This is a genomic window from Marinitoga sp. 1135 (assembly GCF_013363245.1).
Lineage (GTDB): Bacteria > Thermotogota > Thermotogae > Petrotogales > Petrotogaceae > Marinitoga > Marinitoga piezophila.
The window spans coordinates 1-25,505 of record NZ_LBEZ01000016.1 but is presented as its reverse complement, the minus strand read 5'-3'; the positions used below and the strand labels follow the sequence as shown (position 1 = coordinate 25,505).

Sequence of the window (25,505 nt, the reverse complement as noted above, 5' to 3'; positions counted from 1 at the left end):
TCCCTTTCGGATTCTAAATTTAATTAAATTATATCATAAAGACTATTCACGGTAAAATTCAATTTAAACAAATAATTCCACGAACTTCTGTTTATTCACATCTACAAGACCTCTATCAGTAATTTTTAATTCTGGAATAACTGCTAATTGTATAAAGGATAATGTCATAAACACCTCTTTTATTCCTCCAAGTTTCTTTAATTGCTCTTCCTGATATTCCAATTCCTCAACAACTTCAAACAATTCTTTATCTGCCATAAGACCTGCTATTGGCAACGGAACACGAGATAATACCTTTCCATCTTTTACAACAACCATACCACCATTCATTCTTTCTATCTCTTTAGCTGCAATATACATATCCTCATCGTTCGTACCAATTATTCCAATATTATGAGAATCATGACCTACACTGGTTCCAACTGCACCGCTTTTTAATTTGAATCCTTTAACAAACCCTTTTGAAAATCCTGAACCTGTATGTCTTTCAAAAATAGCTATCTTAATTATATCTCTTTCAATATCAGAAACTACTACACCATTTTCTACCTTTGGTTCTACTATTAACTCTTTGGTTAAAAGCGAACCTTCAAACACTTCTATTACTCTCATTTTATTGCTTTCAGGTTTTACTTTCAAATCTTCCACTGAAAATTCTGGCAATATAACCTTTCCAAAACGTTTTGGAAGGTCATCATATAGCCCTTTCATTTCATCTACTAATTCTCCATCTTTCACAACCACTTTAGAATCCTTTATAACCATTCTAATATTGAGGTTTTCTAAATCATCAACAACTATCATATCAGCCTTATATCCCGGTGCTATTGCACCCATGCTTCTAAGATTAAAATATCTTGCTGTATTTATTGTTGCCATTCTTATTGCTATTATAGGATCTACACCCTTTTGAATACTTCTTCTTACAAGATAATCTATATCGCCTTCATGTAAAATATCCAACGGTTCCCTATCGTCTGTACAGAAGGAAAAATTGTGGTGATTCATAATATTTACAGCACCAATCAAATCATCGAGATTCTTTGCTGCTGTTCCTTCTCTTATAAACACATGCATGCCTTTACTTATCTTTTCCAAAGCTTCTGGCTCTGTAGAACACTCATGATCAGATCTAATAAATGCATCTATATACGCATTTAATGCTTTTCCTGTTACTCCTGGTGCATGCCCATCTATCTTTTTATATTTATGTCTTAAGATTTCTATCTTTGTCAATAATTCAGGATCTCTATTTAGCACACCAGGAAAGTTCATAACCTCACCAAGGGCAATTATTCTATTGGGATATGTATCCACAAATCCCACCATATCTTCTGGTCCTAATCTGGCTCCTGTTGTTTCCATATTGGTCGCCGGAACAGCAGAAGGTATTGCTATATAAACATTTAAAGGAATTCCTTCTGTGGATTTTATCATATATTCAAGACCATCTAATCCTAATACATTTGATATTTCATGCGGATCTGCTATTACCGTTGTTGTTCCTCTTAACAATACTGCTTTAGCAAATTGTCTTGGGGCTAACATTGAACTTTCAATGTGCAAATGAGCATTAATAAACCCTGGAAGTATATATTTTCCTTTAAGATCTATTATTTCCTTACCCTCATTATAATCCCCTATACCTGCTATTCTTTTTCTAAATAATGCAATGTTAGTTTCCTCTATTTCCCCCGTAAATACATTTACCAATTTCGCATTTTTTATCAATACATCTGGCATTTCCTCTCCCAATGCCACAGGAATAATATCCTTTATTTTCATCTATTTTCCCCCCTATATTTCAATTAATATCTTTCTTTCAACACCCCATTCATTAATGGTTTTCTAATGGCTATAAATATTATTGCAAGGAATATCATATTAAGCACCGATGATGCAGCAAATAAATCCCAACGCGGATATGAAGTTCCCGGTTCTCCTATAAAGGAATATAGTTTAACAGATATTGGATATAAATTGTCTTTTGTTAATAACATCAATGATGGTATAAACCCATTCCAGCTTTTCATAAACCCTATCAATGAAGACACCAGTATTGATGGAATAGACAATGGAAATAATATATAAAAATATGATTTTATTCTTGATGTATCCATTATGGCTGTTTCTTCTATTTCCTTTGGAATCTTATCGAGATATCCTTTTATGAGGAATGTGGCCATTGGCAATGTATGTGTTGTATACACCAATGAAAGCCCAAATAATGAATTCAATAATTTTAATTTCTTAAAGACCATAAATAAAGCTATAATAGAATGCACTCCTCCAAGAAAATCCATAAATATAAGTATAGGCAATATCCATCCCATTCTATTTTTTGATATAAACAATGCTAAAGGATACGCAGTTAATGGTACTAATATTGCTGTTAGTGTGGATAAAATAAATGTATTTTTTAAGTTTAAATCTATATTTGCTTCTGTGAATATCCTTTTGTAATTTTCAAATGTTGCATTTTTCGGTAAAAGGTTCATTGTTATATCGTTATTTCCGGAAAGAGATATATTTATTATGCTCCATAATGGTAATAATATACTTAAAATTAATATTCCCAATACAATATATCTCATATAATTTGTCATGTTAAATCTAATTTGTGGCAATACAGGCGTTTTTTCTTTAAAAATCAGCCACATTAATCCTATTATAGGAACAAAATCAAATCCTTTCCAGAATCCATAATGATTTATGCTTAGCATCATTATTGCAAAATCTACAAATACTATTACTCCAAATAAATTTCTGTTTTTTAGCAACAAAAGATACATTGCCGCAGATAGCAATAATACTATATTATGATTAAACATATAGGTAAGAACCTTTATGGCTATAACAAAGGTTATAAATTTATTTAAAGATATAGTTCTTCTGGTAAGAAAGATAAAAGCTATAAGCATTACAAAAAACGCTGAAATAACGCTATAAGCTGATATTATTCCAAAATCATAATACGTATTTGAAACAAAATAATTGAATATTCCCATAGTTGTTGTAATACCAACAATACTATGACTACCTATTCCGTCCAATAATGGTGGTCCTCCTGCTGTTAAAAGAAATGGAACAGTAAAGTCCTTAAAATGCGCAGCAAATATTATCAGAAACCATGCAATAATCGTTGGCTTTATATATGGAATAGTAATATTAATAAGAGTATTCAATGAGTTGGCACCATCTATCTCTGCTGCAAAATATAATTCCTTTGGAACTTCCTGATATGCAGAAATTAAAACCATTATTACTATCGGTAATTCAAGCCAGATACTTACAAAAACCCCCCATCCAAATCCAGATAATACATCTGTAAATATATTTGTATTAATATGAAAAATATTTTTTATAATAGAATCTGTTCCATATCCATATATTAAAGCTCTCCATATCAATACACCTATATAAGACGGTACTATCCATGGAAGCATCGTTAAAAAGAAAACCAATTTTTTATTTCTAAATTTTTCCTCTATCAAATATGCTATTAAAATACCTATTATCATCACTATTGAAGAAATAATAGCAGACCATATGAAACTAATCTTTACAGCTATAGACATTCCAGAGTCTTTTAAAACCTCTATATAATTCTTAATACCAACAAAACCCCCATTCTCACCAAACGGTGAGGTATATAATGATGTTTTCAAGATCGAAAACATTGGTATTATTAAAATAAAGGTTATTAAAAATACCGCTGGTAATAAAAGAATATACTTACTTTTATTTTTCATCCATAAACCTCTGTGTTTTTTCTATAATAGAATCATCCATTTCATCTTTTTGCTTAAGAATTAATGTCATCATCGTTCGTATTCCCTGCCAGTATTTTGATTTAAAATATGCGGAATTTGGCAAAACCTTTCCTCTTTCCGCAGACATATAGGCAACCTTAAAATATTCATCCTTTTCTTTCAATTCATCAAAAGCACTTTTGGAAGAAGGAAATTTGTATAAGTCCTTACAAAATGTAATCTGAGATTCTTTCTTTGAAATATACTCAAGAAATTTCTCAACATCATTATTTAATTTCCCTTTTATAACGCTAAAACCTTTGTAATCCAGAACAGGTGTCATATAATTTCCTGCTTCTTTTATATATGGTAATGGTAATATTTTAAACTCTATACCGGATTTAATAAAATCAGGAATCATAAAGGTTCCAAAAAACATGGCTGCTATTTTGCCTTTTTTAAATCCAGAAACAAGCCCCTGCCTTTCTATGAGATGAGCACTACCTCCTGCAACTGTTGTAAATATAAAAGAAATTGCATTATAGGTATTATCATCATCTATTATTATTCTTCCATTTTCCATTAAATTTTCTTTTCCAAATGCCCATTGGAAAGGTGGGAACCAATAAGGAGAATTGGCGCCCCATGCAAGCCCAAGTGTTTTTCCCTTTGTTTTTTCTTCCACTGCATAACTTGCAAACAATAAATCTTCAAATGTATGTCCATATTCTAAAGGAAACCCTGAATCATAAAAGGTTTTATAATGATAAAATAATACCTGTGTATCAAAATAAAATGGTATGCCATAATAATGTACTTCCTTAGAAATAGATTTCCCATCTTTAACAATATGTTTTTCTATTTTAAATGCATCAAATGAGCCTTTTATAAATGATTTTTCATATCTATCTTTTAATGCATCTATATTTTCTAATAATCCTGCATCTGTTAACTTCCCTATCTCATCATTTTTTACTAAAACAATATCAGGAATATCTCCATCTCCTCTAAAAACTGTAAATAATTTCGAGGATATTTTTTGCTGTCTTATCACCTTCACAGTGATTCCAGGATTCTCTTTTTCAAATGATTTTACAATATCTTCAAATTGATCAAAACCTTCATATTCAAACCATACAGTAATTTCACCGGCAAATAAAAATGTAATCATTAAGACAAAAAGTATTAAAACTGAAAACCTTTTCATAAACAACCCCCTTAATCTGTGATATAATGTTAACATAATTATACATCAAATTGGAGGTTTTTTAAAATGAAAATATTGGGAGTTATACTTGCTGCAGGTTTATCAAAGAGATTTAAAGGCAATAAACTTATATATAATTACAATGGCAAACCACTTTTGCAATGGACCATAGATTTGTTAAATCAATATGCTTTCGATAAATTGCTTGTTGTAAATGAAAATTGGAATGAAATAGAAAATCATTTCAAAGACTATTCTAATTTCAAAATCATTTATAATCACGAATATAAAAAAGGAATTTCCTCTTCAGTAAAAACAGCAATACAATATGCTTTAAACAATAATTATGACAAAACTCTAATATTTCTTGGAGATATGCCTCTAATCACAAAAGAAACAGTTAAAAAAATTTTATATCAAAATACTAAAAAACCTATTGTTGCTCCGTATTATCAGGGACAAAAAGGATTTCCAACATTAATTGATAAACAATTATATAAAAATGTTTTAGATTTATCAGGCGATGCCGGTATAAAACAGATAATATATAAACAACCAGAATTAGTAGAAAAAATAGAAATTAATATACCTATGCCCGTTTTTGACATAGACACTCCCCTTTAGTTACTTTAAAGAAAACTATTTATTAAGAGAATTTGACTTTTTTTAAAAAAAGTGCTATTATTATAGTAGGAGATGTGGTTAGGGATCTTCCAAAGGAGGTGTTCTTATGGATTACAAATTATTCACAAAAAACATTGAGCTCACTAAAGCTCTTGAAGATTATTTAGAAAAGAGAATGGAAAAAATCGACAGAATGTTCAAAAAACACGATGATTTGTTAATGGGAACAGAAATTAGGGTAGAAAAAGACAGAGAAACTTATAAGGTTGAGGTTACTTCACATCTTAAATTTAAAGGCAGTATTTTCAAAGTAGAAGAAAGGGGGACAGACCTTTACGAGGTTATAGATAAAGTTTCTGACGCTTTTGAAAGAAAATTAAAGAAAGTAAAAGGAAAATTACAAAATCACGATGCTCCAAACCCATTAAAAGATGTTAAACCTGTAGAATTAGATGATGAAGATGAACTTTTCAGCAAAATTGAAAAAAGAAAAAGATTTGATATGAGTATGTTCTCATTAGAAGAAGCGATATTACAGTTAGAATTATTGGGACACGAATTTTTTGTATTTAGAAATTCAGAGTCAGAAGAAGTTAATGTTATTTACAAAAGAAAAGACGGAACATTGGGATTAATAGAATTTGAAGAATAATAAATAATAATAAGTCGGGCTGATTTTCAGCCCGACATTTTTATTTTATTATTACTTAAAATATTCCTTCATCTCAAGTGTTGAAAATTCAAATGGAAATTTTACTGGTTTTCCTTCCTTAGAAGATTTATAAATTGCAAGTACAATTTCAACAGCTTTTTTTCCATCTTCTCCAGAAATATATGGTTTTCTATCATTTATTATAGCTTCATAAAAGTCCTTATAAAGCGGCACATGACCTGCACCATAAACAGTATCAGGATCAGGCAAATTTTGAAATGGATGTGATTCTTCGCCTTCAAATCTCCAGGTTTCTATTTTATTTACTGCCAGACCACCTATTACAACCGTTCCATTTTCACCAAACACAGATAATGTTTCTTCAAGATTCTTTGGATAAACATTTGCTGTTCCTTCTACAATTCCCACAGCACCATTTTTAAACTTTATAATTGCACTTCCAAAATCTTCTGCTTCAATATATGGATGATTAAAGTTTTCAATTCTACCAGAAATCTCTTCTATTTCACCAAATGTCCATTGTAATAGGTCTATTCCGTGAGTACATTGATTCATTAATGTTCCACCATCAAGCTCCCACGTTCCTCTCCATGGTGCCTGTTCATAATATGATTTATTCCTGTTCCATCTTATGGAAATCTGTCCATGCAACAATTTTCCAAAATCACCATTTTCAAGTTTTTTTCTTAACTCCTGAATAGGTGGATTAAATCTGTTCTGAAAACACACACCTAATTTTAAATCCTTTTCTTTTGAAAGTTCTATCATATGGTCCATTTCTTTTGTGGATAATGCCATAGGTTTTTCAACAAGCACATGTTTTCCATTGCACATTGCATCTATAGAAATCTGATAATGATATCCACTTTCTGTAGCTATGGATACCATATCTATATCTTCTCTTTTTAAAACTTCATTATAATCAGTATATACTTCTGGCCTTTTTAATCCCGCTTCTTCTATTATATTAGCAATATTTTCTGCCTTTTCCTTTACAGGATCAACAACAGCTACAAGCTCAAATAATTCGCTATTCTTTATTATAGCTTCTGTATGTTTTTTAGTAGCAATTCTACCACAACCAATTAATGCCAGTCGAATCATAATAATATCACCTTATCCTTATTCTTTTCTATATTCTTTGTTTTATTCTTTGTATCAAATAAGAATGGAGCATGTTCAAGCACAAATTCATAATCTACATTAGAATGTGCAGTAGTTAATACCACAGCATCTATACTTTCAAGAAGCTCTCTTGTTAATTCCACACTCTTATATGTTTTTCCTTCATGTGTAAATTCTGGAATATACGGATCATGAATAATAATATCTGCATGTTTCTTTTCAAGGTGTTCTATAACCTTTAATGCAGGTGATTCCCTTAAATCATCTATATCGTTTTTATAAGCAACACCAAGCAATAATACCTTTGCTCCATTTAAACATCTCTTTCTATCGTTTAAAATATCCTGAAGTCTTGAAACAACATATTCAGGCATTGCATCATTTATTTCTCCAGCCATTTCTATTAATCTTGTATGATAATCAACAGCTCTTGCTTTATATGTTAAATAAAATGGATCTATTGGAATACAATGACCACCTACACCTGGCCCAGGATAAAAAGGCATAAAACCAAATGGTTTTGTAGCTGCTGCATCAATAACTTCCCAGATATTAATTCCAAGTTTTTTTGCAACTACAGCCATTTCATTAATAAGCGCAATATTTACAATTCTAAATGTATTTTCTAAAATCTTTGCCATTTCTGCTTCTTTTGGTGTTGAAACAGCAAATACCTCTGCTTCAAGAACATTTTCATATAACGCTTTAGCATGTTTTGTACATTCTGGTGTTACGCCACCAACTACCTTTGGTGTATTCTTTGTTTTAAACCTTAAATTTCCTGGGTCTACCCTTTCTGGTGAAAAAGCAAGATAGAAATCCTTACCAACCTTTAATCCTGTTTCTTCTAATATAGGAAGCATTACTTCCTCTGTGGTTCCAGGATATGTTGTACTTTCAAGGGTTACCAGCATATCTTTATGCAATCTTTTTGCAACCTCTTTTGTAGAAGCAACAACATATTGCAAATCGGGCTGCTTAAATTTATTTAAAGGAGTAGGTACACAGATCATTACTGCATCACATTCAGCTAATTTTTCGAAATCTGTTGTAGCTGTAATCTTTCCTTTTTTTACAAGATCTTCAAGTTCTTCATTTACAACATCACCAATATAATTAATACCTTTATTAACCATTTCAACTTTTTTTTCCTGAACATCAAAGCCAATAACGTTATAACCTGCCTTTGCCTTTTCTACTGCTAAAGGTAATCCAACATAACCAAGTCCAATAACCCCTATTTTTGCTGTTTTGTTTTGAATCTTTTCCATTAAACTCATATTCATCCCTCCGAATATATAAAATTTTGAATTTATTTTCATTCACTGAGTGAATTATATCATAAAAAAAAGAATGTGTCAATATAATTTAATTAAAAAGGCTCTTCAAATTGAAGAGCCTAATTATATACTATATATCCATCATCCACATAATAAAATTCGCCGCTAATACAAATAAAAAGGTTCTTAAAAGTCTAAATAAAAATTCACCAAAATATCCATCCTGATATGATTTCCATCCTCTATATATCAATAAAAAAAAGGCAACTATTAATAGCACTGTAAGTCCTGGAGAAAAACCAAACATTCCCATCCCTCCATCTTTGTGATTTTATCATCAATCATATTATATCATAAAATCCCGCTGTTTTTCAAGCGGGATTAGTTTAATTATTAAAATATTCTTTTATAGATTCTACTATATATTCAACCTCATTTTCTGTGAGTTCAGGGAATATAGGCAATGCCAATGTAGTTTCTGTTGCTTTTTCTGTTATTGGAAAATCTCCTTTTTTATAACCAAGATATTCAAAACATTTCTGTTCATGTAATCCCTTCGGATAATAAATAGATGTTCCTATGCCTTTTTCTGTTAAATATTCTCTTAACTCGTCTCTATTACCTTTTTTAAGCGTTATTACATATTGATGATAGACATGAGATTTATCTTCAAATACTCCTGGATACTCTACATATTTTTCTAATTTATATGCTTTAAATAACTCATCATATTTTTTAGCTATTTTTATTCTATTTTCTATGTACTCATCAAGATGTTTTAATTTTATTCTCAATATTGCTGCCTGCACTTCATCAAGCCTTGAATTAAATCCTACTTCATCATGATAGTATTTTTTTGCTGCACCGTGTACTCTTAATTTTCTTACTCTTGTTGCTAACTCTTCATTATTGGTAAATACCATTCCTCCATCACCATAACCTCCAAGGTTTTTGGTAGGGAAGAATGATGTAATGCTTAAATCTCCAACAGAAAATCCTTTTTTGCCCTTCCACATGGAACCTATGGACTGTGCACCGTCTTCGATTATATAAACTCCATATTTTTCTTTGAAATATTGAAGTCTTTCAAGATCTATTGTTTTACCAAAAAGATGAACGGGTATTATTGCCTTTATTTTTTCCCTTTCTGGATGATTTTTCAAAATTTCTTCTACCTTATTTAAATCCATGTTGTAATACTTTTCTTCAACATCAACAAATATAGGCTTTGCTCCATTTCTTGTTATACAGCTTGCTGTTGCAAAAAATGTATATGGTGTAGTAATTACATAATCACCTTCTCCAATATTTAAAGCCCTCACAGATAAAAATAATGCATCAGAGCCATTTGCAACACCTATTGCATATTTTGTCCCTGCATATTCTGCCAATTCTTCTTCAAGAGCTTTTACATGTGGTCCTAAAATTACCTTTCCTGTTTTAAAAATATTATCAAGAGTCTCCAAAACTTCTTCCCTTATTTTTTCATATTGCCTTGTCATATCAAATAATGGAATTTTCATTTTTTACTCCCCTTTCTCCAATGAAACATTACCTGTTTCATCAATATTAAAAATATATATATTTGATAATTCATTCTCTCTCGCATTTTTTAAAATATCCTCAGAATGTCTAAATGAAGCTATTATAATCATGTCATAATCCATATTTTTCACTTCTTCTGGAGAATATATGTTTATTCCATGTATTTTATCCCCCTGTTTTGAAATAGAATCATCTATAAACCCTATTACGTTTATATTTTCTCCGGTTAATACCTTTAATACTATTCCTCCAACAACTCCTGCACCGTATAATAATATATTCTTATACCCCATATCTTCAATTTTATTAAGAACTTTATTAAATGATTTCTTCGTCTCAGAATATATTTTTGAAACTTCGTTTATAAAGGAAACGGTCAAAAATTGCAGCCTCTTTTCCCCATCGTGCGTAATTTCATAATTCATATTTCTTCTGTTTCCGCCAGTTTTTATTATATATTTCTTATCTTCAAAATCTTTTAAATATCGGTTTACCATTGAAGGAACTATCCCTACGCTTCTGGCTATCATTTCCTGAGATACCTTTTCATTTTGCGAAATTATCTGTAAAATCATTAACTCCCTGAAATTAGGAGATGGATTAAAAAATGTATAGTCTTCAAAATCAAACATGCTTTCACCTCTTTTTATTCACTGAGTGAATTATAACAAATTAAAATCTATGTGTCAAGAATTATGTTCTAACTTTATGATATAATATTTTATATAACAATATAGTTTTTAATTTTGAAGGGGGGATTTTTATGAAAAAAACTTTAATCTTATTCACCGTATTGATTATTTCAGCAATTGGGCTTTCTTTTAATCTTGATAAGGATGTGGCTAATTATTATTATAAAATTTCACAGACTATAAAATCCGATATTAAAGATTATGTTGAAAATGATGCATATATTAAAATTAATACATTTGTGGACAATCGCTCTTATGCTAATTTTAAGAATAATACTTCTGGATATAATGTATTACAGGTAAATCAATTTACACTCCCTATTGCAAAATATTCTGCTCCTGCTTTTACCGCGGCATTATATACTTTTTTTAATTTAATGAAGTCAAATAATGATGTTTTGTTTTATTCTTTTTTTATTCCTATTGGAGTTGATTTTTATTTATTGTTTAACCCATCATCTTCTTCTCTTAAAAATACAAATATAGATAATATACTTTTTAAAAATATATTATCAGAAAGTTTTAATGGAAATACACCTGAATCAAAAAAGAAAAAATTTTATTCTCTGGATATATACGTTCATAATATAACTATAAATTACAATTTTTATGATTATAGTTTATTTAATTATACTGTTGTAAAAGGGCACTATATAGTCTCTGCAATTTTAAGAGATAATGAAAATAACATTTTATTTCAAAAAACTTATAATAATTCCGATGAATTAGATAAATTGAAAAATTCATCTTTTTTGAGTTTTATAATGGATGTTTTTATGGCTTTAGCAGGAACAATTTTCATTTTCGAAAGTAATTAACAAAAATGGAGGATTTTTAATGGAAGGCTGGATACCCACAAAGAGACTTAAAAAAATTACTGAATTTGCTGATAAATTTTGCGGTACTGTTGAGCCAATTCATAGAAATATTTATCTTTATTTCGATAACGTTTTACGTGTGGCTATGACTGATGGTTGTGCCAATGCCGATATCTTTTTTTCAAAGGAATTTTTTCCTTTTAAAAATACATATGAAATCCCAATCCAACATTTAAAAGGACTCTTGAAAGGATTAAAAAGCAATTCTTCACCTTTTGTTAGAATGCTTGCTTTAGATGAAGGGTTGAAAATAGAATTAGATGAAATGATATTAAATATACATAGTAATAAAAATTCTACTATTCCTAAGATTAATGAAGATAAAATTACTTTTTTATTTGAAATGCGTTTAAAGAAATTTCTTGAATTGCTCGATTTCGCCAGCGTTCATTCTTATGAAGGGGAATTTATTCATTTTTTTTCAACAAAAAATAATGAAATATATGCTTTATCCGAAAATTTTAATATATCAGCTATATCTTTTTTTATAAAAAATAATATACATTTTAATAGACTTATTCCCTTTACAACTGTGCGACATATAATCAAATCACTCTCACTTATTTCTTCAAATGAAGTAATAAAAATATTTTTAGGAAAAGATCATATTATTTTAAAGGGACAGGGATTTATAATAAGTACATGCAGTGAAGTAAAAGAAGAGGTTATTGATTTTAAATTGCCTGATAATTTTATTGAAAATAAAAAAATAAAGATTTCTTCGTTGAAGAAATCTTTAAATCGTATTTATACTTCTATTCCACAAGGTTTACCTGTTTATATGGTATTTTCGAAAAAATCACATATTGTAAGCAAAGACAAAAATTCCACGCTTACATGGAATCTGGATCTTAATTTTAACCATAATTATTTAGTAGAAATAAAGCCAAGAAAATTAAGATCTTTACTTGCAAGGTTTTCAAATGATGAAATTAATATTGGTTTAAGTAAGAAGTTTATTGCTTTGTTTGATAATAATAAATATATTTTATTAAAGGTTTCTGAATATTCTGATTAATCTTCATCTATATATTTATATCCTAAAATTTTTACTATTCTCAACGTTTTGTCTTCTGCAGTATCAACAAGTTCATCATCTATTTTTACTATTGGTTTCATTTTATTGGCTTTATTAGATGCTACTACAATTCCTATTTTATTATTGCTTAACTGAACAACCATTCCAGCTGGAAATAATCCAAATGCATTTATTAAATGTTGAGTATATTCAGGGTCAAAACTTTTGGTTACATGTGATAATATAAAAGATAATGTCTTGTATGGCGTCCATGGATCCTTATATACCCTTTTACTTGTTAATGCATCATATACATCTGCAAGGGCTAATATTCTTCCAAATTCCGAGATATCCTTTCCTTTTTTCTTGAAAAAATATCCTGTTCCATCATATCTTTCATGATGCTCAATTGCACCTCGTAATATCTTATCGCTAACAAATCTATTATTTTCTAAAATTTCTTTTGTGTACATAACATGTTTTTTCATAACTTCAAACTCTTCTGCAGATAATTTTCTTGGTGCGTTTAATATTTCAAGATCCACCTTTGTTTTTCCAATATCATGCAATAATCCCGATAAAGCTAATTCTGTTAATTCATCACCTCTAATACCGGCCTCAAATCCTATTAAAGATCCCAGAATCATAACATTTAATGAATGAGAATACAGATATTCATCATATGTTTTTAATTTTTTCAAGGGTATATATATTTTGTCTGAAAAATTTTTTTGCATTTCATCGGTTACTGTTGAAGCAACCTCTGTTGCCTTGTCTATGTCAACATCTCCGCCTTTTTCCAGTTCAGCAAAAAGATCTTTTACCTGTGAAAAACTTCTTTCCAATACCTCTTTACTTAAAAAACTATGGGTATATGCCATTTCTTTTATATTCTGCACTGACTGTGCAGATTTTCTTTTTAATTCGTTTATTGGAACTTTTAATATATTATTTTTTTGAAGTGTGTTCAAAACATTGGAATCTATAACCTTACCTTTTTTAAATATGATATTGCCATCAATGTCTTTTACATCCATTGCCAATATCATACCGCTTTTTATTTTATTTAACGGTAAAAATTTCATTAAAATCCCCCTTATTCTATATAGATATAGTCTAAAACTTCAACTATTCTTATAGTTTTTTCTTCGGAAAGATCTATTGTATCGCCTCTATCGATTTTTATTAAAGGTCTGATTTTATTGGAACGATTTGAAGCTACTATAGTACCAAATTGTCCGTTACTTAATTTTACTCTCGTTCCAACAGGATAAACTCCAAAAGCATTTATTAATCCCTGAGCAAATCTTCCATCAAATTGTTTTTCAACATTACTTAATATAAAGGATATTGTTTTATATGGTGTCCATGGCCCCTTATAACTTCTTGTGCTGGTAAGCGCATCATATACATCTGCTATGGAAATAAGCTTTCCAAAATCACTTATCATTTCATTTGTTTTTCCTTCTAAATATCCTTTACCATCAAAACGCTCATGGTGTTCATATACCCCGGCAACAATCCCTATATCTTTAATATTATTCTGAATACATAATTCTTTACCAAACTTTACATGATTTCTCATTATTTGCATTTCTTCCTGAGTTAATTTTCTCGGAGCATTCATAATTTCAATAGGCACCTTTGTTTTTCCTATATCATGAAGTAATGCTGAAATTGATAAGCTTAACAATTCATCGCCTATAATACCCGCTTCTACACCCAGCAATGTACTTATAATCATAACATTCAAGGAGTGCGAATATAAATATTCGTCAAATGTTTGCAATTTTTTTAATGGAACAAATAGTTTATCTGAAAAGTTTTTTTCTATATCTTCTTTTATTGTTGAGGCAATATCCACTACGGTATCAATATCTATATTTCCAGAATCTTCCAGAACTTTAAATACACTTTTTATCTTTTTAAATCCTAAATCAAGATGCTCTTTGCTTACCACTCCATATTTTTGGGTTTCTTTTTGAAGACCTGTTATCGTATTTTTTTGATTTTTCACAGGAATGGTAAATATACCGCTTTTCTTTAAAACAGCAATAACCTTTTCGTCAAGCGGTGTATTTTTCTTAAATATTACTTTTCCCGTTGTATCTCTAACATCCATAGCTAATACCATTCCAAATTGTGCTTTATTCAAAGAAATTACTTTCATTTTATAACCTCCTGGATGTAGAGATTTGTATCGGGACCTGTTTGTATTTTTTCATTATCCACAAGAACCAATGGAAAAATTTCTATTTCATTTCGTTTTAGCACAATCCCTACCTGTCCATTATTCAATTTTACACGTGTTCCTGTTGGATAATATCCCGTAACTTCGTATAATTGTCCAACATAATACGGATCGAATAAAAAACCTGATCTTTTTAAAATCCATGATAAAGCTTCATATGGCGTATATCCTATTTCTGTTAATGAGGTATATGCGTCTGCAACCTGGGTAATTCTAACAAGCGGTGGAATTTTTTCACCTTTCATCTGAAATTTTCCTTTACCATCAAAGCGTTCATGATGATATAAAATACTATCCAATATTTCATGATTTAATACGTTTTTTAAACCCTGTAATTTTTTAAATGCAACAATTGTATGTAATGTGGCATTGGTTTCTTCACTTTCAAAATCGTTAATTACCCTATCGCCGAGCATTGCATAACCAATATCATGAATTAGTGCAAATTTCACCGTTTGTTTATACATAATATATGGTAATTCCACTTTTTTGGCAATTAATGATACTAAAATTGCTGTATTCATTGAATGATATAGTAAACTTTCATTTCCTATTGAATTTAGAAAATTCAATACTATATTTTCTTTTTTTATATCAAATTTTTTATATATCTCTTCTGTTAAATTGTTTAAGGATATATACAACTCTTCTTTAGAAAAATGACTAAAAACATGCCCAACGGATTCAATCCATCTATTATAAACCTCTTCATCTATTATAGGTGGTAACTCTTCAAATTCCTTTTCTACAAATCCCGTCCCAATCGATTCAGAGGATAAAATCTCTATTTCTGTGATATCTGAGGAAATGAGCATCTTTATGGTCTTTTCATCTAATTCCTGACCCTTTTTTAAACTTAATCTATTTTTTAAGTTATATATATCTTCTCCTACAATCATGCCGGGTTTTAAATCCGTAATTTTTACTTTGCTCAAGTTTTCAACCCCAATAATTTAGGTTTTAGATCTTAACCTTTAGGTTTAACAACCGATATATACGGTTCATTTTCAAAAATTTTTATTGCGTTGTCCAGTATATCTTTTTTGCTTTGGGCATTAATTATATTAACAATATTATCAATATCTATTATCTTATCAAATGCAAGATAATAATCCAGAGCCAAAAATCCAAAATTAAGGCTATTTTCTGTTTCAAGCATATATCTTCCTGATAATCTTTTTTTACCATATTCAATCCATTTTTCTATATCTTCCATATTTTTTAAATTATTGATAGTATCAAAGATTATACCGTTTAAACGTTCAAAGTTTTCCGGTACTGTGGCTGCAAATATATTAAATACACCTGTTTCATTATAACCAGAATAATCTGCAGATATTTCGTATGCAAGACCTGCTTCTTCGCGTATTCTGGTAAATAACAACGAGCTCATTCCGCTTCCTAAAAATGTTTTTAATACCATAGAAGGATAAAAGTCCTTTGACATTTTTGATGGAGCTTTAAATGCATATGAAACATATATTTGAGATAATTCTTCTTTTTCCTTTTCTTTTCTTTGCACAGATTCCTTAAAAACCGGACTGTTAAATTTGTTTTTCTTTCCTTTTCTTTCAGGTAATAATGAACCTATTTTTAAAACAAGCTTTTCAAGTTCTTTCCCAGGTCCAACAAGCATTAAAACTGTATTTTCAGGTGTATATTCACGACTATAATAATCTTTTAAAATTTCAGCATTTAATTTTGAAACGCTTTCTTTGGTTCCCAATATCGGATTGGCAAATGTATTTGAAAACATTATTTTATTTAATTGTTCAAAAACATTATCAACTGGTTCGTCTTCATACATTGCAATTTCATCTAAAACTATTCTTTTCTCTTTTTCTATCTCATTTTCATCAAATTTTGCATTAAAGATAATATCCATTATTATTTCCAGTCCTATTTCAGAAGCTGTTAATGGAACTTTTGCATAATATGCTGTAAGATTCTTTCCGGTAAATGCATTTATTGAACCACCAAATTCTTCTATAGGCCTTTTTATTTCAACCATATTTCGGTTTTCTGTACCTCTAAAAACGGAGTGTTCAATTAAATGAGAGATTCCCATTACTTCTTCTCTTTCATGTGATGAACCATTTCTTACTGCAGCAATAACAGAGACACTCCTGATGGTGTCTCTGGGAAGTAACAAAACTTCTAATCTATTATCTATAACAACTTTTTCAATCATTCTTTTCCTCCGGCTTTTTTTCATAATGTCTTCGATTATTATTATTTCTTCTTGGAGCTGTTGGTTCTCCAAATTTTTTTAACTGAATCTTTCCACTGTCATCTATACTGATTACTTCAACCTTTATTACATCACCTATTTTAAACCCTTTTATAGCTTCTTTGGCGTCTTTTCCAAGGTTTGAGATATGCAATAATCCCTGTTTTCCCGGCAATATCTCAACAAATAATCCGTAATTTTCAATTCTTACAACTTTCCCATCAAAAGCTTCACCGGCTTTTACTTCTTTTATTATATTCTGGATATAATTAATTGCTTCTTCTATTTTCTTTAAATCAGTACCACTAACCTTTGTAAGACCTGTTTCATCATCTATTGAAACCTCTACATCATAATCTTTTCCAATACCTTTAATTACTCTTCCACCTGGTCCTATTACTTCTGAGATTTTATCAAGTGGAATTGTCGTTGTTTTAATAAGCGGTGCATATGGTGATAACTCTTTTCTTGGTTCAGGAATTGTATTATACATAATGTCAAGAATATGCAATCTTGCTTTCTTAGCTCTATTTAAAGCTTCTGTTAATACTTCTTCATTAACTCCTGCAACCTTAACATCCATCTGGAACGCAGTTATTCCATCTCTTGTACCTGTAACTTTAAAGTCCATATCTCCAAGATGGTCTTCCATTCCGAGAATATCTGTTAAAACAACAAATTTATCGTCTTCAAAGATAAGCCCCATTGCAACACCGGCAATATGTTTTGGCATTGGAACACCTGCATCCATTAATGCCAATGAACCTGAACATACTGTAGCCATTGATGAAGAACCGTTTGATTCTAAAATTTCAGAAACCACACGTATAATATATGGGAATTCTTCTTCTGAAGGCAATAAATTCTTTAAAGCTCTTTCAGCAAGATGTCCATGTCCAATTTCCCTTCTGCTTAACCTTAAACCCTTTACTTCACCTGTGGAATAAGGTGGGAAATTATAGTGAAGCATAAATCTTTTTTCGCCTTCTTCGAAAACTGTATCTATTATTTGAACGTCAAATGGCTGACCAAGAGTTACAACACCTAAACTCTGTGTTTCTCCTCTTGTAAATAATGCTGAACCATGTGTTTTTTCAAATAATCCAACTTCACAGGTTATAGGTCTGATTTCATCTATTTTCCTTCCATCGGCTCTGGTATTTTCTTCTATAATCATCTTTCTCATTAACTTTTTAATAGCATCATCAAATGCTTCTTTTAAGAATTTTTTATTTGCTTCATATGTTTCATTGTCCCATTTTTCAACATATTCACTCTGGAATCTTTCAAGCAATTCTTTTTCATAACTTCCAAGAGCTTCATCTCTATCCTTTTTACCTTTTACAAGAATTCTTTTCTTTAATTCTTCATTATCTATTAATTTTTCAAAATCTTCAACAAAACCTTCTGGAATTTCCGGTGGAACAACTTCCCATTTTTCTATATTAAATTCAGAAATTACTTTTTCCTGAAATTCCACAATTTGCTTTATTGCATCATGAGCAAACATTAAAGCCTTTACCATTTCTTCTTCTGATACTTCTAAGGCTTCACCTTCAACCATTGTTATTGCTTCTTTAGTTCCTGCAACAACAATATCCATCCTGCTTCTTTTTAACTCCTCCTGAGTTGGGAATACAATAAATTCACCATCTACATATCCAAGTCTAACACCTGCAACCATACCTTCAAATGGAATTGGTGAAACATTTAATGCAAATGATGCGCCTGTTATACCCCATGTTTCTATACTATCATCATTATCCATTGATAATGCAGTTACAATTACCTGAATATCATTATGAAAATCCTTTGGGAATAATGGTCTTATAGGCCTATCTATAAGCCTTGAAGACAATATAGCCTCTTCACTTGGCCTTCCTTCTCTTTTTACAAATCCGCCAGGAATTCTACCTATTGCATAAAATTTTTCCTGGAACTCTACTGTTAATGGCAAGAAATCAACGCCTTCTTTTGCTTCTTTTGAGGCAGTTGCTGTAATAAGTATCGCTGATTTCCCATATCTTAACAAAACAGATCCATGAGCCTGTTTCGCCATCTTTCCATGTTCGATTACAAGCTTCCTTCCAAATAATTCTGTTTCCCATACCTTCATTTATATCACCCCTTTTATTAAATTATAACATAAATAGTAGATTTATCCAATATTTAACATATTATAAATCAAAAAAGTTTGCTAAAATATTCAAATATTTTTATTTTTCTTTACAATAAAAACAATCCCGGACCGTGAAAGCCCGGGATTGTTTTTATATCTTAAATTGATTTAATTTTTCATTTAATTCATCCACTAATTTCGATAATTCCACCGATTTTTCACTTACACTTTCCATATCTTCGCTTTCTAATTCTATTTCTCTTGTAATTTCAGTAATTTCATTTGAAATTTCAAGAATCATCTGAGCAGTTTTATCGCTTGCTGCTGCCATTTCTTCTGTTGAAGCGCTTTGTTCTTCTGCACTGGCAGTTAATCCTTCAACTCTCATATTTATGCTTTCAACTCTTTCGAGAATCTCTTCAAACTTCTCTTTGACCTCTTCTGCACTCTTTTCAACATTTAAAATTACATTTACTGTTTCGTCTGTTGCCTTATTTGCCTCAGCTGCACCGTTTCTTATTTCATTTAATATCACCGCTATTTGTTCTGTAGCTTTTTTACTTTCTTCTGCAAGTTTTCTAATTTCATCGGCAACTACAGCAAAACCTTTTCCTGCTTCTCCTGCTCTTGCTGCCTCTATTGCTGCATTTAATGCCAATAAATTAGTTTGTTCTGTTATATTGGTTATGGTATCTACAATCTCTCCAATATTCTTCGCTTTTTGAGCTAATACTGCAACAGTTTTTTCCGTCTGTTTAGATTTATCAACTGCTTCACTGATAATTTCTGTAATTTCAATTATCGATTTTTCACCATTTTGGGTTAGTTCAGTTGTTATATTTACCTCTTGAGAAATTTCAACCGCTGTTTCAGAAACATTCTGTGCTGCTGTTGATACTTCATTAACCCCAGAGGTTAATTCTTCTGTGGTAGCAGCAGCATTTTCAGCATTATTTTCTATTGTTCTTGCTTTATCTAAAATATCTTCATTTGCTGCACTGGTTTTTTCTGAAATATCTGCAAGATGATTTGATGATTTTTCAATTCTATCTCCTGCTTCTCTTAACCAGATAAATGTATTTCTAAGATTTTCCGTCATGTTCTTCAAAGAATTGGTAATCATTGCAACCTCATCTTTACCTTTAGCTTCAAACTTAACTGTAAAATCACCCTCTGCAAATTTATCAACTTTTTTACTTAATTCCATCAATGGATTTGATATTCTCCTTGCAAATATTACAGATAAAACAATAGATAAAATCAAAATAACAAAAGATGTGATTATAAGAATATTTTTTACGTTATTAGCAGATCTTAATGCTTCCAATACAGAAACTTCAGATACAAAAGCCCAATGAATATTTTTAAATTTAAAAGGTGCATATGCACTTAATACTGTTTTACCTTCAAAATTTTTGGTTATTAAAACTCCAGATTCACCATTTAATGCTTTTTTTACAGGTTCTGTTTCAACTTTTTGACTGAGAATTGTATTTAACCCTGCAATATTATTTCTCATTAAATAATCGTTTCCTACAATATAAGTTACACCTGTTTCCCCCATACCGCTATTATCCTGTAAAATTTTATCTATTTTTTCAATATTAATTCTTAATACTAAATAACCATATAATCCAAAATCTTCATCTTCAACCTTTATACCTGCAAAAAATCCCGGTTTACCAAAATAATTTCCTATTTTTGAAAAATGCACTTCATTGTCATTCTTTTCTTTTAAAGTCCTGTATAATTCAGATAAAATCGTATTTGCCTTATTTAAATCTGTTGCAAAATCTTCATTTTTACTTACCGAATACAAAACTAACCCTTTTGGAGAAATTAATAATAAATCGCTATACCCTTTTATATTAATAAAATCTCTAAAATCCTTCTGTAAATCTGAATGCATTACACTATAATCATAAAAAGTGCTCATAACTTCATCAGAAAAACCTGTTTTATCAAATTTTTCGTCATAATAATAGTCATATAATTGCGATTTGTCTTTGTATGGATTTTTTTCTATATAAATTTCTCTTAATGTCTTCATTATTGTATCCAATGTCATTACGTTCATAAAATCTTCAAAAAGATTTGAAGCATTAAAGAAACCATCCTTTATTTTTTCAAAATTTCTTACATATTCAAGATCAGAAGTTGTTTCTTCAAGTAAATTTCCTATAAATTCCATTTTTAAATTTCTCGCCATAATTAATTTATCTGTAAAACTCGCTTTTAAAGATTTTTGTGAATTTAAAATACTAATCCCCGAAAATGCCAATAATACCACCAAAAGCGATATTACAAAAAATGCCATAATCTTTCCCTGTATTTTCATGTTTTACCCCCTCGTTTAAATAATTTACAATTTATTATTATATCATCTGATACATTAATTTTCAAATAGCATCTTTGTTCTTTTTTTGGAAAATATAAATTCTTTCTTCAAATAATTGTGTGATATAATATCTATAGGCAAAATATAATAATATAATAATTGAAGGTGGCTTTAATGTTAAAAAAAGTAAAATTCTTTTTTAGAAATCTCTGGAAAGACCCTGGAAATAGATTATTAAGTATAATATTTGTTTTTATAATCCTTATAGGTTTTGTTTTATATTTTGCAGAAGTTGGTAAAAACCCGGAAATTAATAGCCTTTTTGATGCTTTCTGGTGGTTAATTGTTACTATCGCCACTGTTGGATATGGTGATATTGTGCCTTCTACTACTTTAGGAAAAACAATAGGAATGATTACAATAATTACCGGTGTAACTTTATTCTCTCTTATTTCAGGTAGTATTGCTTCAATTCTTGTTGAACTACGTATTCGAGAAAGGAAGGGGTTGGGTTACGTGAAATTTAAGAATCACATAGCAATATTGGGATGGAATAATCATCTTGAAAAAACAGTAGAAGCCATGAAAAAATTTATAAATGCCTCTGATTATAATCTTGTATTGGTAAACCAGGCGGAAGAAGAGGATTATGAAGATTTTCGTTCAAAATTTCCAGATTTAAATATAAAGTTTATTCATGGAGATTTTACAAAAGAAAACGTTTTAAACAGAGCAAATATTGCCCATGCAAAATATATTATAATACTTTCTGACACATATGGCGGACGAAGCCTGGAAGAATGTGATGAAAGGACATTAATAAGCATCCTTCTTATACGAACTATAAATAGTGAGGCTAAAATATTCGCTGAAGTTATAAAAGAAGAAAAAGCAAAATACATACTAAGAGCAGGAGCAGATGATATAATTTTAAGTAATGAATTTAATTCGGTACTATTATCTTCTGCACTAATATCTCCAGCATATCATATGCTAATGAGGGAAATTGTTTCTTTGGAAAATATGAGAGTAAAATTAATGCCAATTCCACGCTCTTTTATAGGAAAAACTTTCAAAGAGCTTTTTGAACACTTCAAACAGAAAGAAAACGCGCTTGTAATTGGTACATTAACAACCAAAAAAGAATTTACCATTAATGATCTTTTAAATTCCGATAGTTCTATTGACAATTTCATAAGACAGAAATTCGAAGAAGCAGAAGAAGACTTCTTTGAAGAAGAAGAAAAGAAAGAAAATTATGAATTAAATCTCAATCCAAATGACGATTATATTATTTCTGAAAATGATTCACATGTATTTGTGATAAAGTAGGTGATATTATGGCTGATATAGAATTTTTAAGCAAAATACAATTGTTTAAAAATTTAAACCACTCCCAAATAAAAAAAGTAGCAAAAATTCTAAAACCTATAAAATTTAAAGCCGATGAAATTATAATCGCCGAAGGAGAAAAAGGAGATACAATGTATATTTTCAAAAAAGGAAAAGTTCAAATAACCCATCAATTAACCCTTCGAACCGGTTCCAATCATTGGGAAGAGGGAGAAAAATCAATGGCCATTTTAGATGCCGAAAAAATTAATTTCTTTGGCGAAATGTCTCTTGTAACTGGTTCTCCACGTTCTGCAACAATAAAGGCATTAACAGAATGCGAGTTATATGAGATGTCAAAAGAAGATTTTGAAAAATTAGCAGAAGAGAATCCAGATATTGGATACAAAATCATGAAAGAAATTGCAGCTGTTTTATCACATAGAATTGAAGGATTAAACGAAAATATCTTAAAGCTAACAACAGCTCTAAGTATTGCACTTACCAAAAAGAAAAAATAGCCCGAAAAAATTCGGGCTATTTTTACAGTTATAACATTTTTCTAAATATATAATTTACAACAACCTGAATTGCTTTTTCATTAAATCCACCTTCGGGAATTATAATATCTGCATACTTTTTAGTGGGTTCTACATATGCATCATGCATTGGTTTAACTGTATTTGTATATTGCTTAATTACAGAATCCAAATCTCTTCCTCTTTCTTTTATATCCCTTTCAAGCCTTCTAATAAACCTTATATCGTTTTCTGTATCAACATATATAGCAAGATCATACATTTTTCTTAATTCTTCGTAATACAGGGCAAAAATACCTTCAACTATTATTATTGGTTTTGGTTCAAACTTCACAGATCCCACACGGGTAAATTGAGAAAAATCATATTCAGGTAAATCGATAACTTTATTTTCTTTCAGCATATTTAAATGTTCAAACATTAATTCATTTTCTATCATACTTGGATGATCATAATTATGCTTTTTTCTTTCCTCCAAAGTCTCATGGCTTAAATCCCTATAATAATTATCCATAGGCAATATCTCGCAATTTTCGGTTCCAAGAATTTCCCTCATTTTATATGCTACTGTTGTCTTTCCTGAACCGGTCCCTCCTGCTATACCAATAATATACATTTAATTCACTCCTTCATCTTTTTTGAATTGAACTTAATTCCAATTAAAATATATACCACAAATAATCCTATAATCCAATAACTTTCCTGAAGGCTTAAATTAGAATTTCTTTTTAATATTTCATTGGTTCCTATTTTCAAAGTTAGAATTTCTTCAAAAAAATAAACACTAAAAAACGATGCTATACCTGAAAAAATAATCAAGGTTAAATAAGAAATTATTTTATCAAAACTCTTAAATAATAAAATGGAAACAATTAATCCAAAAATGATTGAAAATCCCCAAGGAATATATTCAGGTTTTACAGATTTTAAAAAATCCAATTTATCCATTAGTCCGGGAAAAGAAGTACTGATAAAATCATATAATCCATAACCTATCATTCCACCCAAAACAAAACCGGCAATTTGAACAGAAGACTTAAAAAAACCATATGTTAATAATCCAATAATTATAGAAAAAATTAAATAAGCTATTCCTTCATTTCCCTTAATATATCCGAGAAATTGTTTTGAATATTCCCAATCAATAATAAATGGTATTATAAATAAATAACTGCTCAAAAATCCAATAATAAAGAAAATCAACTTTGAAACCTTTTTATAAAATAAAATAGAAAGCAGAGAAACTCCCAGAATTATATACCATGAATCGGCATATGTATATAATGAATTCAATGCTTCTGGAGCCATGTTTGTTATTGTAGCAATAATACTTTCCTCCATTTACTCACCCCCTGAATAATAAAAGATAACTTTTCTTTTATTATACCATACTGCTACCAGAAAAACATTGAAAAAAACAAAAATTCTTTAAAACTATCTATTTAGAAAACTTCATAAAAAGATTCTCTCATGCGACTCGATTGCTAATCCTCAAAAACTACTCATATACGCGGGGTCGCTCAGATTCCCCTTCCCTGGGGAAGCTTCGCTCAAAAAAACATCCTGTTTTTTTGTCCCTCTTCATTCGCAGTTTTTTTCAGGCAATCTTCGAGCATTCGTTCATCTTTTTATTCAGTTTTCTTTTTATTCTACTTATATAATAAAATATAATAAGAAAATAGATATAATAATATGAGCGAAGGTAAAAGGTTTTAGAAGCAGGTATTAAACAGTTGGAAAAAATAAAAGCGAGTGAAGGCTCGCAGAGTGCCTGATTATGTAAAAGAAAGTAGAAAAATAATATGAACGAAGACTAAGAATTTCCCGAAGCGTAATGCAGAAAATTCGGGTTGGAAAAACAGGACGTTTTGGAAAGCGAAGCACTTCATGGACGAAGTGTCT

At 29.9% G+C, this 25,505-nt stretch carries 22 protein-coding genes; 6 read left to right on the top strand and 16 right to left on the bottom strand.

The genetic code is table 11. From position 1 onward, the window contains the following. Positions 1–63 precede the first annotated feature (63 nt). From ade to XO10_RS07265, 3 genes are read right to left on the bottom strand one after another with little or no spacing between them, the layout of a single operon-like run. On the bottom strand, positions 64–1,785 hold the full coding sequence (gene ade, locus XO10_RS07275; protein ID WP_014296935.1) for an adenine deaminase: 1,722 nt from the start codon (positions 1,783–1,785) through the stop codon (positions 64–66). 23 nt (positions 1,786–1,808) lie between these two features. Next, on the bottom strand, positions 1,809–3,752 hold the full coding sequence (locus XO10_RS07270; RefSeq protein WP_175418420.1) for an ABC transporter permease subunit: 1,944 nt from the start codon (positions 3,750–3,752) through the stop codon (positions 1,809–1,811). Beyond that, the gene (locus XO10_RS07265) at positions 3,742–4,959 is read right to left on the bottom strand and encodes an extracellular solute-binding protein (RefSeq protein ID WP_175421344.1); all 1,218 of its coding nucleotides are present in this window, start codon (positions 4,957–4,959) and stop codon (positions 3,742–3,744) included. The genes XO10_RS07270 and XO10_RS07265 overlap by 11 nt, the downstream gene beginning before the upstream one ends. 66 nt (positions 4,960–5,025) lie before the next feature. Here XO10_RS07265 and XO10_RS07260 point away from each other — a divergent pair, with 66 nt between their 5' ends. Together XO10_RS07260 and raiA are read left to right on the top strand one after the other, a co-directional pair. After that, positions 5,026–5,583 (top strand): NTP transferase domain-containing protein, encoded by a 558-nt coding sequence (locus tag XO10_RS07260; RefSeq protein WP_175421343.1) that lies wholly within the window; start codon positions 5,026–5,028, stop codon positions 5,581–5,583. A 106-nt stretch (positions 5,584–5,689) separates the two neighbouring features. Next, positions 5,690–6,235, top strand: coding sequence for a ribosome-associated translation inhibitor RaiA (raiA, locus tag XO10_RS07255; protein WP_014296931.1), 546 nt, complete (start codon positions 5,690–5,692; stop codon positions 6,233–6,235). Between the two features lie 51 nt (positions 6,236–6,286). On the opposite strand, the gene XO10_RS07250 is transcribed toward raiA, so the two are convergent. The 5 genes from XO10_RS07250 to XO10_RS07230 all read right to left on the bottom strand — a co-directional run bounded on the left by XO10_RS07250 (position 6,287) and on the right by XO10_RS07230 (position 10,838). Next, positions 6,287–7,360, bottom strand: a complete 1,074-nt coding sequence (locus tag XO10_RS07250; RefSeq protein WP_175418417.1) for a Gfo/Idh/MocA family protein — start codon at positions 7,358–7,360, stop codon at positions 6,287–6,289. Further along, a complete protein-coding gene (locus XO10_RS07245; protein ID WP_175421342.1) occupies positions 7,357–8,661 on the bottom strand; it encodes a nucleotide sugar dehydrogenase in 1,305 nt (434 codons plus the stop codon). The genes XO10_RS07250 and XO10_RS07245 overlap by 4 nt, the downstream gene beginning before the upstream one ends. A 130-nt stretch (positions 8,662–8,791) precedes the next feature. Further along, positions 8,792–8,968, bottom strand: coding sequence for a hypothetical protein (locus XO10_RS07240; protein WP_014296928.1), 177 nt, complete (start codon positions 8,966–8,968; stop codon positions 8,792–8,794). Positions 8,969–9,047: 79 nt separating this feature from the next. After that, the gene (locus tag XO10_RS07235; RefSeq protein WP_014296927.1) at positions 9,048–10,184 is read right to left on the bottom strand and encodes a DegT/DnrJ/EryC1/StrS aminotransferase family protein; all 1,137 of its coding nucleotides are present in this window, start codon (positions 10,182–10,184) and stop codon (positions 9,048–9,050) included. Between the two features lie 3 nt (positions 10,185–10,187). Then, positions 10,188–10,838, bottom strand: a complete 651-nt coding sequence (locus XO10_RS07230) for a MarR family winged helix-turn-helix transcriptional regulator (protein WP_175421341.1) — start codon at positions 10,836–10,838, stop codon at positions 10,188–10,190. Between the two features lie 131 nt (positions 10,839–10,969). Here XO10_RS07230 and XO10_RS07225 point away from each other — a divergent pair, with 131 nt between their 5' ends. Continuing rightward, entirely contained in the window at positions 10,970–11,716 is a 747-nt protein-coding gene (locus XO10_RS07225; protein WP_175421340.1) for a hypothetical protein, read from the top strand. A 19-nt stretch (positions 11,717–11,735) separates the two neighbouring features. Beyond that, positions 11,736–12,794, top strand: a complete 1,059-nt coding sequence (locus XO10_RS07220; RefSeq protein WP_014296924.1) for a hypothetical protein — start codon at positions 11,736–11,738, stop codon at positions 12,792–12,794. Here the strand turns inward: XO10_RS07220 and XO10_RS07215 are convergent. The 6 genes from XO10_RS07215 to XO10_RS07190 form a co-directional block, all read right to left on the bottom strand. Further along, positions 12,791–13,879, bottom strand: a complete 1,089-nt coding sequence (locus tag XO10_RS07215; protein WP_014296923.1) for an HD-GYP domain-containing protein — start codon at positions 13,877–13,879, stop codon at positions 12,791–12,793. The two genes, XO10_RS07220 and XO10_RS07215, sit on opposite strands and share 4 nt — an antisense overlap. An 11-nt stretch (positions 13,880–13,890) precedes the next feature. Next, positions 13,891–14,964: an HD-GYP domain-containing protein gene (locus XO10_RS07210; RefSeq protein WP_014296922.1), complete on the bottom strand. Its 1,074-nt coding sequence runs from the start codon at positions 14,962–14,964 to the stop codon at positions 13,891–13,893. Beyond that, entirely contained in the window at positions 14,961–15,980 is a 1,020-nt protein-coding gene (locus tag XO10_RS07205; RefSeq protein ID WP_175421339.1) for an HD-GYP domain-containing protein, read from the bottom strand. The genes XO10_RS07210 and XO10_RS07205 overlap by 4 nt, the downstream gene beginning before the upstream one ends. 32 nt (positions 15,981–16,012) lie before the next feature. Continuing rightward, the gene (locus XO10_RS07200; protein ID WP_175421338.1) at positions 16,013–17,236 is read right to left on the bottom strand and encodes a pitrilysin family protein; all 1,224 of its coding nucleotides are present in this window, start codon (positions 17,234–17,236) and stop codon (positions 16,013–16,015) included. Beyond that, positions 17,229–19,391, bottom strand: a complete 2,163-nt coding sequence (pnp, locus tag XO10_RS07195) for a polyribonucleotide nucleotidyltransferase (RefSeq protein ID WP_175421337.1) — start codon at positions 19,389–19,391, stop codon at positions 17,229–17,231. The genes XO10_RS07200 and pnp overlap by 8 nt, the downstream gene beginning before the upstream one ends. A gap of 154 nt (positions 19,392–19,545) precedes the next feature. After that, a complete protein-coding gene (locus XO10_RS07190; RefSeq protein WP_075780656.1) occupies positions 19,546–21,732 on the bottom strand; it encodes a methyl-accepting chemotaxis protein in 2,187 nt (728 codons plus the stop codon). 174 nt (positions 21,733–21,906) lie between these two features. Here XO10_RS07190 and XO10_RS07185 point away from each other — a divergent pair, with 174 nt between their 5' ends. After that, entirely contained in the window at positions 21,907–23,064 is a 1,158-nt protein-coding gene (locus tag XO10_RS07185) for a TrkA family potassium uptake protein (RefSeq protein ID WP_014296917.1), read from the top strand. 8 nt (positions 23,065–23,072) lie between these two features. Continuing rightward, on the top strand, positions 23,073–23,585 hold the full coding sequence (locus XO10_RS07180; RefSeq protein WP_014296916.1) for a cyclic nucleotide-binding domain-containing protein: 513 nt from the start codon (positions 23,073–23,075) through the stop codon (positions 23,583–23,585). A gap of 28 nt (positions 23,586–23,613) precedes the next feature. On the opposite strand, the gene udk is transcribed toward XO10_RS07180, so the two are convergent. Then, on the bottom strand, positions 23,614–24,219 hold the full coding sequence (gene udk / locus XO10_RS07175) for a uridine kinase (protein WP_014296915.1): 606 nt from the start codon (positions 24,217–24,219) through the stop codon (positions 23,614–23,616). A 5-nt stretch (positions 24,220–24,224) separates the two neighbouring features. Further along, positions 24,225–24,944 (bottom strand): hypothetical protein, encoded by a 720-nt coding sequence (locus XO10_RS07170; RefSeq protein ID WP_075780655.1) that lies wholly within the window; start codon positions 24,942–24,944, stop codon positions 24,225–24,227. Positions 24,945–25,505 lie beyond the last annotated feature (561 nt).

What these genes read in the sequence shown, in the direction of transcription:
- ade (WP_014296935.1), bottom strand. Translation starts at nt 1,785, where the DNA reads ATGAAAATAAAGGATATTATTCCTGTGGCATTGGGAGAGGAAATGCCA.
- XO10_RS07190 (WP_075780656.1), bottom strand. Translation starts at nt 21,732, where the DNA reads ATGAAAATACAGGGAAAGATTATGGCATTTTTTGTAATATCGCTTTTG.
- XO10_RS07245 (WP_175421342.1), bottom strand. Translation starts at nt 8,661, where the DNA reads ATGAGTTTAATGGAAAAGATTCAAAACAAAACAGCAAAAATAGGGGTT.
- XO10_RS07270 (WP_175418420.1), bottom strand. Translation starts at nt 3,752, where the DNA reads ATGAAAAATAAAAGTAAGTATATTCTTTTATTACCAGCGGTATTTTTA.
- XO10_RS07265 (WP_175421344.1), bottom strand. Translation starts at nt 4,959, where the DNA reads ATGAAAAGGTTTTCAGTTTTAATACTTTTTGTCTTAATGATTACATTT.
- XO10_RS07230 (WP_175421341.1), bottom strand. Translation starts at nt 10,838, where the DNA reads ATGTTTGATTTTGAAGACTATACATTTTTTAATCCATCTCCTAATTTC.
- XO10_RS07250 (WP_175418417.1), bottom strand. Translation starts at nt 7,360, where the DNA reads ATGATTCGACTGGCATTAATTGGTTGTGGTAGAATTGCTACTAAAAAA.
- raiA (WP_014296931.1), top strand. Translation starts at nt 5,690, where the DNA reads ATGGATTACAAATTATTCACAAAAAACATTGAGCTCACTAAAGCTCTT.
- XO10_RS07225 (WP_175421340.1), top strand. Translation starts at nt 10,970, where the DNA reads ATGAAAAAAACTTTAATCTTATTCACCGTATTGATTATTTCAGCAATT.
- pnp (WP_175421337.1), bottom strand. Translation starts at nt 19,391, where the DNA reads ATGAAGGTATGGGAAACAGAATTATTTGGAAGGAAGCTTGTAATCGAA.
- XO10_RS07240 (WP_014296928.1), bottom strand. Translation starts at nt 8,968, where the DNA reads ATGTTTGGTTTTTCTCCAGGACTTACAGTGCTATTAATAGTTGCCTTT.
- XO10_RS07200 (WP_175421338.1), bottom strand. Translation starts at nt 17,236, where the DNA reads ATGATTGAAAAAGTTGTTATAGATAATAGATTAGAAGTTTTGTTACTT.
- XO10_RS07235 (WP_014296927.1), bottom strand. Translation starts at nt 10,184, where the DNA reads ATGAAAATTCCATTATTTGATATGACAAGGCAATATGAAAAAATAAGG.
- XO10_RS07260 (WP_175421343.1), top strand. Translation starts at nt 5,026, where the DNA reads ATGAAAATATTGGGAGTTATACTTGCTGCAGGTTTATCAAAGAGATTT.
- XO10_RS07180 (WP_014296916.1), top strand. Translation starts at nt 23,073, where the DNA reads ATGGCTGATATAGAATTTTTAAGCAAAATACAATTGTTTAAAAATTTA.
- udk (WP_014296915.1), bottom strand. Translation starts at nt 24,219, where the DNA reads ATGTATATTATTGGTATAGCAGGAGGGACCGGTTCAGGAAAGACAACA.
- XO10_RS07220 (WP_014296924.1), top strand. Translation starts at nt 11,736, where the DNA reads ATGGAAGGCTGGATACCCACAAAGAGACTTAAAAAAATTACTGAATTT.
- XO10_RS07210 (WP_014296922.1), bottom strand. Translation starts at nt 14,964, where the DNA reads ATGAAAGTAATTTCTTTGAATAAAGCACAATTTGGAATGGTATTAGCT.
- XO10_RS07215 (WP_014296923.1), bottom strand. Translation starts at nt 13,879, where the DNA reads ATGAAATTTTTACCGTTAAATAAAATAAAAAGCGGTATGATATTGGCA.
- XO10_RS07170 (WP_075780655.1), bottom strand. Translation starts at nt 24,944, where the DNA reads ATGGAGGAAAGTATTATTGCTACAATAACAAACATGGCTCCAGAAGCA.
- XO10_RS07185 (WP_014296917.1), top strand. Translation starts at nt 21,907, where the DNA reads ATGTTAAAAAAAGTAAAATTCTTTTTTAGAAATCTCTGGAAAGACCCT.